The sequence below is a fragment of the Anaplasma ovis str. Haibei genome, assembly GCF_002214625.1.
GTDB classification, from domain to species: Bacteria; Pseudomonadota; Alphaproteobacteria; order Rickettsiales; family Anaplasmataceae; genus Anaplasma; species Anaplasma ovis.
The window spans coordinates 931109-945385 of record NZ_CP015994.1 but is presented as its reverse complement, the minus strand read 5'-3'; the positions used below and the strand labels follow the sequence as shown (position 1 = coordinate 945385).

The following is a 14277-nucleotide window of genomic DNA, read 5'->3' as shown; positions in this document are numbered from 1 at the left end:
TCAACCAGTAGCCCGGTCTACCCTCACCCTTGCACTCAAAGTTCTGGCATCACCAATCTCACTACCTAGCCCAGCAGCGAACTTAGCCATGAGCTTACCAGCACCAAAGAATATGGCAGTAAATACAACCAACATAACAATGGCAGGCCATGCAAGTCTGCCGAAGATGGCCATAATACTGGAACCCAATATCACTCCAGTCATGATAGGAAGCCCAAGCTTCTGCACCAGCAATCAGTAAGAATCTAAGCAACATCACCACTCTCCCAAAACCTATCAACCAGTAGCCCGGTCTACCCTCACCCTTGCACTCAAAGTTCTGGCATCACCAATCTCACTACCTAGCCCAGCAGCGAACTTAGCCATGAGCTTACCAGCACCAAAGAATATGGCAGTAAATACAACCAACATAACAATGGCAGGCCATGCAAGTCTGCCGAAGATGGCCATAATACTGGAACCCAATATCACTCCAGTCATGATAGGAAGCCCAAGCTTCTGCACGAAGACAATGACATTACATATAACCTTAGTAGCTGTATCATCAGCAGCAGCAGCACTGCTACTAGCATAAGTAGAACCTGCAGTGATGAATAACCATATCAAGGCTACCACTGCTGTAGCCAGATGTCTCGGTGCAAAGTTGAACATATTCCTCCTTTATATGTATCCATAATAATGGATAATAACCCTGAAAGTTGTCCTAGGACTTGATATATATAACATATAATACATATCCCGCAGTCCAGCATGCAGGCTCTCAGCTATGCCTTATTATAACCTCACGCGTGCAAGACTGGCAGCATTACAGCACAGAGTTGCTAAAATTCTGTAAACAATCCTGGGTTGTATTGATGGGGGTGTGTGCCGCTGCCACATCTGTGGATGAGGCAGCGGCACAAAAAGGCGCGGTGGGCTTTTACGCTACCTAGTGTCTTGATTTATTACACCATAGACACACTTGAAGCTCCCTGCGTTGCTAACTTACGACACCAAGTCTTTCCCCAAAACCTATAAATCTACTGGCTCCATCTGACCTTGCTTCCTCCTTAAGCTGTCGGCGCCATCAATGTGGCAGGGATTGATATCCGTGTGTAGTGCGGGCTAGGGTTAGGAGATAGTGTGAATAACACAAGTCACTGCAAAGTCACACGCAACAGTTGCTGCGTTGTCCGGTTACTATTGGTGCACACAGTAACTGGGAGGAATGAGTATGGGAGAGGGGCCGGTGGGTAGATGGGGCATGGATGCATTGCCATAGACACAGTTGCTGTATTGTTCCATGGCTGTAATGGAGAAGCGCTTAGGTGTGTGCTGTATTGTATAAATTACTGCGGGGGATTGTTCCTAGGCAGGGATGGTAAATATTGATAGTGCATTGGGTGCCAAGGATTGAGATGGTGCGGGTATAAGTTATGGGCTTGGGGTCCCTGAGTGATGCAGGGAACTTCAGATGTGCAATGGCCCCGCCAACTTTGGTGTATGGGGATTAGGTGACTAATCTCTCTCCTCACGTAATGGCCTTGGTAACTGCAAACTGGAGAATTGGTGGATGACCTATCTCTAAATACCTCAACCACAACCCTACTTACCAAATGTGGTTCGTTTCCATCTCCCAACTCTACTTGCATCACCCAAACACCTATCTTCCTATCTCTAAATTTTCAGCCCACAGTTGCAGGTACCACCTGTAACCAGAACACCACAAGATTAGTGCAGTGTTTGGCTATGATGCAACACTGCTCTCTGTTGCAGGTGAAACCATTAGTACGTCAGGGATGGCGATTAGTGGATAACACAGTAACTGCAAAGTCACAGTCGCAACAGTTGCTGCGTTGTTCAGTAACTATAACGAGAGACCTGAGAGGTAGCGGACGATAAGTATGCAGGTTAGTAGTATGGCCTGTTATTCCTGATCCTAAGGTCTAGGGCCTCTTCCCAAACATCCCCGTTGCAGAGTAGCTTTTCCTTGTTGTACATCAACTGGGAGGAATAGGTACGGGCAAAGGGGCATGGCTGGATTGCCTTGGTAGATGGATATTTTGGGGTTGGTGTGTTGTTCATTGCACAAACCTGTAGAGGTTGGGATTTAGAGATCAGTCACCACACATAGCTGCAGCAGTGGTGGCCTTGATATGGTTATTCATCACTGCAGGTTCTGCTTATGCCAGTACTTCTGCTACTGGCACAACCCTCTTAATCGTCTGAGGCCGACATACATAACTTGTCGCCTTGAGCTCCCGTCAGCATGTTCACCATCGGAGTTGAAGTCTGTGGTGCGGTAACCCGGAATCTCATATCGGTCTGGCATCACTTGCACACCACGGCGAACTTAGCCATAAGCTTACCGGCACCAAAGGGTACGGTCGCAAATTTCTAGACACGGCTTGGGTTACCTAGCAGACGTTGCACGTGCATGGTCGGTGATATCCAGCTGTTTTGCCTAGTAAAAATTCGCTCCAACGCAACCTTCAGCGAGACACAAATTTACGCGCACACATAAATGCCAGATGGTCAGGACCTTTTGTTCTGCATGAATTTTAGAGTCATTTATTGTTAAGCAATTTCCTCTACGTCACTGGCCCCTGTGACATTGCGCCGCTTATCGAGGAACTTTGGATGAAGCCCCAGGCCACCTTCACGTTGCTGCATGCACTCTGCGCGTGTGACGCCCTAACTACCGCGTTGCCCATACTGGGTGTGCTATCTCGCGTGGGGCTCCGCTGTATGCTGAATATCTCGGTGACTATGCATGACTACCGAGACGCTGCAGCGGACGTTTCCCAGTGGCTTTTCGGTCTGCGCCCATGCACGTCCCGCGCGGACAAGCTTTCTGAGCAGCGCCATGCCTGTGCACACAACTCAGTGTTACCGAATTTTGTGTCGTGTAACACAAAGCTAGACCCAATAGGTGCGAATTTTAGGGAGCTGTGGCGGGAAACTTCTTGCGTGAAATTCTGTAGCTCCGTGCCTATCCGGAGTGTGGGCATGCACATGAAAAGGCACATCCATATCGCGGGTGTTGATGTTTGGTGCACTGTCGCACCTTGATGTGTGGCTAGATTTTGATTGTTTACTAGGGAGAGGAAAGTGACTCATTGTTTGTTGTTGAAGCGTTTCGGAAGTGTTATGTGCGCCGCAGCGCCGAAGGTATTGTTATTTTTAGTGTTCCTGTTCGTTGTCGATTCGGCGCATGCTGGTGGTAAGAACGCCGGTAGTAAGAGCGCTAATGCTAGTACAGGTGGCGCCAACCAGTTTCTTACTATAACAGCACAAAGTGGTGGAGCGGGCTCAGGCGGCGGTGGCAGCGGCGGTGGCGGCGGTGGCGGCGGTGGCGGCGGCGCCAACGCTGATATGGTTGCTGGCAAAGTCATCTGCAACGTAATCAGTTTCGTCAGAGCTATAGGATTGCCTATAATGACTGGGGTAATATTGGGCTCGAGCATAATGGCAATTTTCGGTAGATTGGCATGGCCTGCAATAGCCATACTAGTGGTGTTTACCGGAGTGTTCTTTGGGGCAGATAAACTGGTTAGGAAATTTGCCGAGGGTGTTGGCCCGACGTCCGTGTTCGCATGCACATAAGCGTGTACGTATCTGCGCGCAGTTGTTTCACAGCAGTTTATGTGTGACCGGCTCGTGCCCGTGGTAACAGGAGTAAACACCCACGCTGCTGCCCATCATCCCGGGGCGGCAGCGGCTTTAGCTTTGCGGAAAGCGCAATGGTTCGCCACCCAGACAATGTGCATGATCTGGTATTATTGTGTGAAACTTGGTGGCCCAATCCGTGGTTGTGTGCTGCAGAAACTTACTGGCCGACGGTACGGCAGTGGCAAACTGTACCCACGAAATTTCTTATTGCTACCAGGTTGTAAAAGTTGTGACACAAGGCCTGATTCGAAACTTCTGATGTGATTGATTATGGTACGTGCTGTGTTGGGTGTGTGCCTACCATGAGTGACAGATTCCCCATTATCCCCAACTTGCACTACATTTTACCGTGATCTCCTACTGCTAGAACTTAAACAAAAGAGTGTTAAATACCGGCACACCAGTACAGTAACAACACCCATAACGTAAACACGTGTTGCTATAACCTACTGCCGGCACAAGAAATGCCAGAAATTTTCCCTATCAGTATGTGTTCTATTAGGAAAAGTCCTTAAGTATCCCATTCTTTGGGATAAAGCACACATGATTGCGCGCCAAACAAGAATATTGGTTAATCATAAATTAACTCATTGCCTCATAAAATGCAAACAGGGTGAGTTGCTCACCATATGTTCAGTGCACCGTGGAGGTCATAGAAGCGGATTTCGGTGAGCAGATAACCTGCTCACACAGGTGGCATGTTGTAGGGGCTTTTCCGTGGTGTGTGGGATAGTTCTGGATGGGGGTTTATGGAATGTCACGATTTGTAAAATTTTTCTTTCGGGCAGCATGCACGCTATTGGTTGCCCTCAGTATCGGCGCCGCAGACTGCGCTCTTGCGAGCGGCAAGGATACGGATAAAGATGTTGCCACAAAGGTGATATGTAATGTCATCCTCTTTGTGCAAAAGTTAGGGTTGCCAATCATGACTGGTGTTATCCTGGGCGCGAGCGTGATGGCGGTTTTCGGTAGGCTTGCGTGGCCAGCCATAGCGATGTTGGTTGTGTTTACCGCGATATTCTTTGGTGCGAGTAAACTCATAAGCAAATTTGCAGCGGGGATAACCGAACTAGATGCTGAAAAATTTGACTGCAAGTAACTACAAGAGGCTGTCACCACGGCAATGCTGGCGGCTTTGCCACGCAGGGCAGCCCGACTTCGAGTCTTAGTCCATCATACTCTTTAACGGGGCACAATGTGTCCCGTTGAACCATGGTGCGCAACAGCTTGGGTTCTCATACTTTGGGACTGGTACACATTTTTGAATCCACGCGTAAGTTGTGCTTTGGCGACGCACAACAAAATTGAAAATTCATTAAGTATAACTGTAGATCGGCTACACAGATTGTTATATAAGGTAACAGGTAAAGTCTTTAAGAGAGTTAGAATGTTAAAAGCCTTTTTGACAACAATATCTGTGTTTGTTTTTACACTACTATCGTTTAGTTCTGAGGCCTCAAGCATGCGCGCTATGTCGCAGGGTTCAGCAAATGCTGCAAATGGTGAAGTGGTGTCAAAGGTTATATGTAATGTTGTGGTGTTCGTGCAAAAATTAGGGCTGCCTATAATGACGGGAGTCATATTAGGCTCGAGCATTATGGCAGTTTTCGGTAGACTTGCGTGGCCTGCTATTGTAATGCTAGTTGTATTTACTGCGATCTTTTTTGGTGCAGGGAAGCTGATTTCAAAATTTGCCGGTGGTATTGCAGAGTTGGGTGCTGATGACTTTGACTGTAGAGTGCTTGCTGGTACGACTATATAGCGGCCCATCTGTGGACGTTCGGGCTTGCTGAACGCCGGCCGGGTTTGCCTATTTTTGGTTCACGGAATGTTAAGCATATGAATGTAGTAGTACTCTGAATTATGCTTGGTGGCGTGAGAGGGTTATGGGTATTTGCCGGTGTCTTTCATAGATAGTTTTGTGCGCAAGTTTCGCCTGAAAAAGGGCGGTGAAGACGAAGGTTCTGAAGAGAAGAGCCGCGCTGCGGTTGAGGAGGTGCATCACTCCTCCCGTACGGGTGGGGCGGATTCCTACGTGGAGTTCATAGCGCCAGCCTGCCACTACAACGAAGATACGCTACTGAACAAAAGTGGGGGCCTGGTACAAATAATACGAATAGAAGACTATGCCGACAACTCGGGTTTAGGGTCTCTCAGAGATGCTATAAGGACTGCGATATCGAACGTGCGAGATCCGGGAATTGCGTTTTGGCTGTACACCGTTAGGGAGGAGTGCAAATTTAAACTTGATTGGCACGAGACACAGGACTTTTCCGATTCTTTGCACTCCGTATACGGGGCTTCCATAAGCTCGAGGCGCACCTACGCGAATGAAGTGTACATTGCCGTGGTAACTCAGCCCCTGCGCGAGAAGCTGGATGGCATGATCAGTGCGCTGACGTTCGGCAGAGTCAAAAAAAGACATAAGAGCTTTTTGGCCTCTAAAGTGCAACAGTTATCCAGTGTGACTTCCGCCATGGTGGCGGAACTTCAATGTTTTTCTGCTAGAAGGCTTGGAGTGATCCGCTGTGAGGATGGAAGATGGCGGTCTGAATTGCTAGAGTTTCTGGGCTATTTAGTTACCTTGAAACGTGGTAAACGATTTTTAGAATCCCGTGACAGCGCCCATACCATTGCCGCGGGATGCGGTCTGACTGTTGGGTTTAACACGTTAAAAGTGTCGGATGAGGGGGGCTCAAGATACGGGGCAATCCTTGGCGTCAAGGAATATTATGGCGAATCTCTGGATGCGGTTGACATGTGTTTACAGCAAGAGTGTGAGTTCGTCATAACAGAGGTGATACAGTTCGTGCCGAGTGTGCAGGTCAAGAATGCATACAGGAGACAAGCTGAACTGTTGGAGATAAGTGGGGATGCAGAACTGGCGAAGATTGCCCGCTTGGAAGAGGTTATGTCTGCAGATGAAAGCACAATTGGTGACTGTTGTAAGCGGAAAGTGAGCTGCATGATCATCGCAAACAGCGTCCCGTCTCTCAAGAGAGACATAAAGAAAATGGTTGCCGCATTTTCAGCGCTGGGTGCAATTGTGGTAAGGGTTGACTTAGCCCTGGAAGATGACTTCTGGGCCAACATGCCAGGTAGTTTCCGCTACGTTCTTGGGATGCGGTTTGCAATGGTGAAAGCCGCGTGCACTTTTGCTATGACGCACCACTTTCCTTCCGGTGCGCTCAAGGGAGGGAGATGGCGCGAGGCCATTACGCTGTTTTTTTCCAACCAAGACCTGCCATATTTCTTTAGTTTTCACGCAGGAGATAAGGGGCACACGCTCTGCCTTGGCCCGCAGGATTCACACATGACTCTACTAATAAATTTCATAATTTCAGAATCCAGAAGGTTACGGGCAAAGTCTGTGGTGTTCGACTATAGCGGAAAATCCATTATTTTCGCTACCGCAATTAACGGGCGATACTATAGGATAGATGATAGGCAAGACAAAGTAACCCAGTTCTTCAATCCGTTCAACGTGCACGATACCCAAGTTAATCGCGAGATAGCTGTTGGGGTTGTAGAAAGAATGGCCAGCCCGCTTGAGCCGCCCAGCGAAGAAATCAAACTTGCTGCAAGAGAGGTTGTTGATAGGGTGTTCTCTATTCCTCTGGAGTCTCGTACGCCAGATAAAGTGCAGGAATGCATAGAAACGTTGGGGGGAGCGGCACGTGCTTGGGGGCCCAAGGGAGCGTTTGCGCACCTGATATCAGGCACAACGGAAATAGCGTTGGATGGGGAGTTTTTGGCAATTAATGTTGGTATGCTTGCTGGTAAGCAGGAGTGCGTAGGTGCAATATTGTATTTCCTTCTGCGTTCACTCGAAAGCCGCTTTAACGGAGAGCCGACCATTCTTGTAATGTATGAGGCCTGGGTCATGGACGTGGTGTTCCCGGATGAGAGCGAGTTTGATGCGTGGATGGAGAGGCTCACCGCACGAAATGTTGTGGTGGTGTTTGCGGCAGAAAACATTCGTGCTATCTCCGCGAGCAAGCTTATCAGATATGTAAGTAAACACGTCGAAACACGAATTTTCATGCCTAACGTCATTATAGGTAGTCAGCAGCAGGTCAGGATGTTTGGCCTCTCTAAAGAAGAAGTAGATGTCATGTTGCAGATTCCCCATCATGAGGGGCATTTCTTCATCAAACAAGGCAGTTCGTCGGTAGTCTTGGCGCTGAAGCTGAAAGACAAGGAGGCGAGGGTGCTATCTGCGAATAGAACTACAATAAAACTCATGTACGAAGCGATCGCAGAGAAGGGTAAGGATTGGCTACCTGCATTTCATGCAAAGTGCGACAAGTCCGCGCAGTAGCCCACGCTTCTGTGATGGAGGTCTGAGAAATCCGACAAGTGTCAGTGTTCTTACATCAAAGGTGAGTGAACCGTCCGCAATGCGGCGGTGGCTCTGCCCCTCAGCGCAGCAGTACAGCGATAATGCCGCCTATGGTGCCGCGCACGTCTTCTGAGGCCAGTTTGCTGTAATATCAAGTGCCCAGCGGTGTCCAAGTAACGCGCGTATTGCGCAGCACAACATATCTAAAGCTAATGCGCGCTGTAGGCCGATTTCCGGCTACGCAGTAGTGCAATTATCTAGTGATCAGGCTTCCAATTTGTGTTGCCAAGAATGCAGCAAAATGTGTGCTATCCATGCCCGGAGAATACGATCTGCAGAATGTATTTCCGTGTCATAGGAAGATCTCATTGGATATAACCAAGATACCAGTATATCTTTCTGGGAAGGATGTGTAATATTAGGATACAAATAGCCATTTTTAGTTGATCTTAATCTTTATTTAAAGCTATTCATGTGAACTAGTCTCGGTTGACTGAAACATACTAAACAAAAGGGTGCATAGATATTTTCAACTGTATGGTTACGTGTAATTCAGGAAAGCGTGCCAGAAGACGTTCACTGCTGGTTTTCGCAGCGCGCTTGATGTACATGTTCTGTGCGATTGTGGCGTTTTGTGCCCCACGTATGTGTAATTCTGCAGGGGGCGTTATACCTGATTTGTTTGTTGAGGCTCCACGCAATGGGGACGCAGAAGGTGTTTTTGCCATACCCGAGATTGCAGTTATATTCCTGCCGCCCGGTATTGCGCACTACGGAGACTACGAGGTTGTGCGGGTGGAGAGATGGGAATACATGCGCAGGCGGCTCGGATATGTTGTTGGATACGTGCAACGCAACGAGAATAATGAGCTGCAAATATGTGCGTGTACCAAGTGGACCAGCATTTTGGATAGTGGTTTGGCGCGGGAACTGGAAATTAAAAGGACGGAGCAGGAAGACGAGTTAACAAATTTTGAGGACCTCTCACTAGACGACAGGGTGCGCGATAGGTGCGAATATATGAACACCTGGAAAGGTTGTGTTAGCATAATTGCGATTACCCCGGACTTGCCTGTGTTTTGCAATGCGTTTGCTAAAGAGTCACGCATTCAGGTTTTGCCCATGGAGTTCCGTAGGCAGTCCTACTTTACACCCGGGCTCCGTGTTATTACTGAAGATAGAGGGGCAAGCAAGGCGCAGGATCTGTATCTTGGAGCCAGTAGAAAGCATGTACCTACACGTTCAAGTAAAGTGAAAAGTATTGACTGCAAGGGGGAGATCAGCAAAGCATTCGGCGAGCTTGGTGGCTGTTCATTCCCCGCTGAAAGTCCGCACTCAGGAGAAGATGTATCCTCGTTCGGATATTTGCTAAGCAGAAACGGGGAGGAAATCTGCATAGAACGCACGAGCAATTCAGGCAAGGTGGTCGATTGCGTTCCAGCGCCGAGCTTGCAACGACCTTCCATAACCGCTATTCCTGGAGACAAGGTTCAGATAAAATTTAACCCGTGCAAAGGCGCGAATGGTCAAGACACAGACTACTGCGATGTGACCATGGGTCCGGGCGACAGGGATAGTACGATAGGGTTTGCCGTAGCGAGGCCAAAGTTTGACATAGGCCGCTACGACTTTGCGTTAAGATACGTTTGTGATGAACCCGGTGTTGAACTCAAAGACTGCAAGCAACCCCGACAGGTTTATGATGAAGATCCTAGCGGCAATGTAACGTGCCTGATGGACTTGCAGTTTTCCCCCAAAAAGTTTTACGTCAAAAGAGATGGCAGATACTACTGGATTCGTGAATTACCTAAGGTTCTTGTAGGCCGCAGCCGAGATACCAAAGCAAAGAGAAACCTACTGTGTGCTGACAGTGCATCGCTTGATCTTGCCACAATGCGCCAGGAAGACATTGATCGCATGAGGGGCCGGGGACGTTTTTTCCGCATGATACCGCCTGAGGGAAGTAGTTCCAGTGGTGATGTACTGTGCAAGGACAACATGCTTTATTTTTATGACAATGACAGAGTATTTGCGCATGACACGCCAGCCATGTGCAGCAGTGCCAGCAGGGATGGAGTAATAGGTGGGCATTGTAAAACCAGGTACGTAAGCGAAGATGACCATCAGCCCTTCTTTTTACAGGAGTCTGAAGAGCTAAGCACAAGCGCAGTGACACCCCTCAATCCACACATGCAGGGTTTGTGTGTAAATAACTTTCCTGTACATGAGTATAAATACTACTCAGGGGCCTCTTCTTTAGCCGCTGGATTGAGTGACGAGGAAAGTAACAAGCACCTGCTTGAGATAAGTCGTGATAACACCAAATGCGATTTTATTAAGATAGAAATGTGGGGAGGCGGGGAGTCCGGGTCATTGCAAAATGGTGCTAAGGTTGGCAGACCTGGCGAGTACGTGATGGGAATTCTCAAGGTTAATCCAGAAGAGCATAAATACTTGATAACCAGTATTGGCCATGGGGGCGTTGCCTCACTTGATAACAAAGGTTCCAGTAACACCCGGAGCCCGGGCGGGAATACCGTTGCTTTGTTGTGTGATGATGTAGGTGGAGATACGTGTAGTGTGAAACTAACGGCAAGCGGTGGAGGGCAACCCAGCAAGGGCACCTCGTTGTCTGGTGGGTACGAAAAACTCGTGCACTACAGAGTTGCTGAAGGGCGCACAAAGGTCAAAAATGATGAAGTTTTTGTTCCATATCAGAATATCGACTTCGCTGAGGGGCGGGCCAGCATACACGATGTAGGATGTGTAGGCAGCTCATCTCCCGGTGGCAAGCAAGCTGCAATAGAGGTGCTTGCACCCAGTAAGTATACGGGTGCCGGTGGGTGTGCCAGAGCGGATGTTAAAGCCGTGCAGAGTGGGGCGCACGGTATGGTCAAACTCACCTGCGAAAAATGGTCTGGCAATCCGGGTCAGGTGAAAGAATGGGAAGGGAGTTTTTGTGACAAAGGTGTACTCGAATTTCTGAATCTATTCAAAAAACATGCTGTGGATCGCAAATTAAACAAGGAAACCAACGATTTTTTTGCTGACGTTGCTAGCATGCCTTTCTGTCGCGGCATTACAGGGCTACCAAAATTTTCCCAAGCTATGGATGCTCTGGCTGCAGTGGTAAAAGACAATGATGTGACAAAAAAGAACAAGAAGGAGGCGAAAACTTGGATTGACCAAACCCTGGCTCCCCTAAGCTCCATTTTGGACAGCGACAATAGAGTTGTTAATGCATATGTTAAGGCACAAAAGGCACTTCAAAAAACAAGTGTGGGGGGCAAGAAGGAGTTTGCACGAGGCTTTGAGGAACTGATAAGCAGCAAGGTTGCCGTCATCGCTGACAGTGATGAAGTGCTTGAAATGCTCAAGCGCCTTAAAGGCTACGCAGGGGGCCAAAACCTGAAATCCGATTATATTCTTGCTGCTTTGGAAAGCAAAGAATTCGCCGAAGATGTGGCGAAGTCTCCTGAGTTTGTTGAGTGGCTTGAAAGCACCGTGAAGGAGGTCGGGAATAAGCAGGGTCTGGTATTTACAAATGAGCAGGAAGTGGATTCTTGGGTTGAAGGAATGGTCGCATCACTCAAGAAGGTGTTGAAAGATGACGCTGAAGTGACCAAGGCATATGGGAAAATCGTCAGCAAGTTAGGAGGAAGTTCACAAACAAATATTGTGGATTCTCTAATTGAGGGCTTTAAGGAACTGGCGGGCAAGACCACTTCTACCCTCTCAGATAAGGTTACAAAACTTCTAGGGCGGCTAAAAACATATGCAGAGGAACATGGCGTAAAAAGTCGGGGTGTCTTCAGAAGAATTGCGAGTGGCAGCTTTCCCAAATCTATATCTGAGCATAAGGATTTTACTGCTAGTTTGGAAGCTGTGGCTGCTGTTATTGACGCTGAAGACAAAGTGTTTGCCAATATGAAGGAGGCTGAAGTTTGGGTAGAAAGCGCCATAGCTCCCGTGGTGAAAGTCCTGAATAAAAAAAGTGAAATAGCCAAGGCGTATGAGAGTGTGCGTTACGACGCGACCCGTTCCAAGCGAGTGTATGATGAGGATGCAAAGTCTGAGCTTATTACCAATTTTAGAGACCTAGTACGAAGCAAGGCCATAGATAGCGAGAATTGGGTTGTTGAAAATGGTAGACGGCGCAAGCGTTGGGTGATATTGGAAGCACATGTAGACCCAATTGATACCAGAATGGATGCACGCGGAGTACTAAATGCGCTCCGTGCAATTGCGCGAGAGTACGGCATACGCGATGCAGAGCTGATTTTTAGTTTGTTTCTCAAAGAGCCGCACATTGTGCGCAAGGTTGGAGCCAGCCAACACCTTTTCTCGCTACTAAAATACGTAACGTATTTTGCTCAGTTAAGAAGAGCCCCTGACTTGCGCAAACTCAGGAGTTTTCGTTCAAGCTGGGACCAAATGCTGAGGCGCATTCCTACATCAGACTTGTTCACAAACGAAATTGCAGCTGCGTTTTCGAAAGAGGAGAGGCATAAGTCTCTGAAAAGTGCTTTGAGGAACCGCAGTTACGTTGATTATTACGTAAGGCAGAAGGCATTTGAGGCCTTCAAAGATGTATTGGACGCGAGTTTTGTCAAACACAACGCAAAGAGCACTGAGGCGGAATACAAGATGTTCCGAAGCACATTTGAAGCGATGCTAAAGCGTGCCAAAATTTGGGGGAGATATGAGAACCTAGACGCAACAAAGAGAATACTTTCTGATACTTTTGCCAAGTATGCTGCTGGGAAATCACGGTGTCTTGCTCTGGGGTTGAACAATATTTTGCTCGCTATGGAAGGCATTGCAATCGCCAGGAAGAACGTGCCAAATTTTGATAGTTCGCACGCCTTTACCAAACACATGCTGAACGTGTATACGTATGATTATTTATCAAAATGTCTTAGAGTTCACGGTGAGCACACACCATACGATGAAGGTATTCGTAAGGTTGTAGAAGGGGCCGTGTCTGATTTGATCGGCCAGGGGAGTTACAGTAATGTGAACGATCAGGAATTTGTAAAGGTGTTAAACAAACTGCAGGAGATGTCTCCCGCAGATGCACCATGTCCGGAGCATGAGTCTCAGTTTAAATCTAAGGGCACATGTTGCGGTGTTCGCATGATGTCTCACCCTGCCTTTCTGAAGGTTGCCAATCAAGAGTTCCGCAATGTCGTGAAAGATTTAGTTACACTACTTAGTAAATGGGACAATGTAAGCGCTTTTCAGAGCTCATGGGAAAGATACGTGCATGACACCGTGGAGGTGCTGAACCGGGCGTTTGATAGCAGTGCAGAGCATAAAAAAGTATACAAAGAACGCGCAGATGCGGAAGCGGAAGATTGCGACAAGTACAAATATTTTGGGCCTCTTGGTCTGTCTCTCTACGATCAGGTGTACAATGTGATTGCTGCAAGGCTTGACTTGTCGCATTGGGATAGCGCCGGTTCGAGCATGTCGGATGAAGAGTATGAGGCAGCGGTGGAAGCTCATGAGGTCATGTATGATATTGCGTTGCATGCTGGGTATCTTCATGAAGACGGAGCAAGCCTGGTCTTCTATGCAATGAGGGATTTAGGGTTTGCAAGGGCTGCGCTGGGAACGTCGGTGCTTTCATTTCTGTTAGACCATCTTCTTCCTGTACTAAAGGGAGACATCCGAACATTCGCTACGCAAGCTGAGGCTGACGCGTGGATAGGTGGAATTGAGTCTCACATAGAGAAGTTTACTCAAGACTCTAAATCTCTAGACTTGCTAACTTTGTACGGGAGTCTCTATTTTAAAGGACTCCTGCTAATCGAAAATATGATGCTACCGTTTAACATGCGGAGCCAAATTTACGAGTTGCTAAAAGGTCCGAAGGGTGTGCACATATCGGAGTTTGTCAAACGTCAGAAGAAGACAATCGAAGAGTTATACCTAGAAGCACAGCTTCATCCTCCGGTAGATGATGTATCGCATCCCATGTTGGATGAGCTGGTCATCTATGATCACTCTTCGCTTACACGTGCGATGAAGTTTGCGGGGATGGGTGTACCCTACATTCCGATGGTTAACTTTTATCACACTGTTAGAGAGTTGCTGAAGGGCAAGGTAAGGGTAGTATCATAAGCCATACTTCAAAGCAGGTTACACAAACAAATAGTAGCACTAATAGGGAATGAGTGATGCCTTGGCAACCATAAATTTCTTAGATCCACCACAAGGAATAAAGGTGCAGCAGCCTGTGATTATCCAACTTACAACAACACCTGTTGTACAGATTAGTC

General features: G+C 47.8%; 6 protein-coding genes and 2 pseudogenes. 5 read left to right on the top strand and 3 right to left on the bottom strand.

What is annotated here, in order from left to right; genetic code table 11:
* The 3 genes and pseudogenes from AOV_RS03950 to AOV_RS05435 form a co-directional block, all read right to left on the bottom strand.
* Positions 1 to 228: pseudogene (locus AOV_RS03950) on the bottom strand (TrbC/VirB2 family protein); the annotation flags it as partial.
* Between the two features lie 48 nt (positions 229 to 276).
* Positions 277 to 651 (bottom strand): TrbC/VirB2 family protein, encoded by a 375-nt coding sequence (locus AOV_RS03945; RefSeq protein ID WP_117374474.1) that lies wholly within the window; start codon positions 649 to 651, stop codon positions 277 to 279.
* Between the two features lie 1239 nt (positions 652 to 1890).
* A pseudogene (locus tag AOV_RS05435) lies at positions 1891 to 1986 on the bottom strand (NADH-quinone oxidoreductase subunit NuoI); the annotation flags it as partial.
* Positions 1987 to 3129: 1143 nt separating this feature from the next.
* Between AOV_RS05435 and AOV_RS05430 the strand changes: the two are divergent.
* From AOV_RS05430 to AOV_RS03905, 5 genes are all read left to right on the top strand, one after another.
* Positions 3130 to 3585, top strand: a complete 456-nt coding sequence (locus AOV_RS05430; protein ID WP_075139221.1) for a TrbC/VirB2 family protein — start codon at positions 3130 to 3132, stop codon at positions 3583 to 3585.
* Between the two features lie 820 nt (positions 3586 to 4405).
* On the top strand, positions 4406 to 4750 hold the full coding sequence (locus AOV_RS03920; RefSeq protein WP_075139526.1) for a TrbC/VirB2 family protein: 345 nt from the start codon (positions 4406 to 4408) through the stop codon (positions 4748 to 4750).
* Positions 4751 to 5038: 288 nt separating this feature from the next.
* Positions 5039 to 5413 carry a TrbC/VirB2 family protein gene (locus tag AOV_RS03915; RefSeq protein WP_075139525.1) on the top strand — a complete coding sequence of 125 codons (375 nt, stop codon included), beginning with the start codon at positions 5039 to 5041 and terminating at the stop codon, positions 5411 to 5413.
* 138 nt (positions 5414 to 5551) lie between these two features.
* Positions 5552 to 7972, top strand: coding sequence for a VirB4 family type IV secretion/conjugal transfer ATPase (locus AOV_RS03910; protein WP_075139220.1), 2421 nt, complete (start codon positions 5552 to 5554; stop codon positions 7970 to 7972).
* Positions 7973 to 8530: 558 nt separating this feature from the next.
* A complete protein-coding gene (locus tag AOV_RS03905) occupies positions 8531 to 14119 on the top strand; it encodes a glycine-rich domain-containing protein (protein WP_075139219.1) in 5589 nt (1862 codons plus the stop codon).
* Positions 14120 to 14277: the final 158 nt, after the last annotated feature.